The organism is Pantoea sp. SIMBA_079 (genome assembly GCF_046940275.1).
Lineage (GTDB): Bacteria > Pseudomonadota > Gammaproteobacteria > Enterobacterales > Enterobacteriaceae > Pantoea > Pantoea borealis.
This window is the reverse complement of the sequence record NZ_JAWRYR010000779.1, coordinates 1-244: the sequence shown is the minus strand read 5'-3', so window position 1 is coordinate 244 and position 244 is coordinate 1. Positions and strand designations below refer to the sequence as shown.

Below are 244 nucleotides of genomic sequence, written 5' to 3'. Positions count from 1 at the left end.
GAACATTACTCCCAGTACCACCGCTGGCATGAACGCCAACAGCAGGTTGCCCGTGAAGCGGCGCGCCTTGGGCTGACTGGTCAGGCCGAAGACCACTTCGAATATCTTGCTGCGAAACTCCCACACCACCGCCAGGATCGCCGCCAGCTGAATGATGATGTTGAAAGCCATGGCCCGTTCGCCGCCAAAACCGATCAGGTCGGCGACGATAATCTGCTGGCCCGTACTGGAGATCGGCAGAAAC

1 protein-coding gene is annotated in these 244 nt (G+C 59.0%); it reads right to left on the bottom strand.

Going from position 1 to position 244, the window contains the following annotated elements; translation table 11 throughout:
* A partial coding sequence (locus tag SB719_RS22065) for an undecaprenyl-diphosphate phosphatase (protein WP_412160018.1) occupies window positions 1-244 on the bottom strand: 244 nt, incomplete at both ends.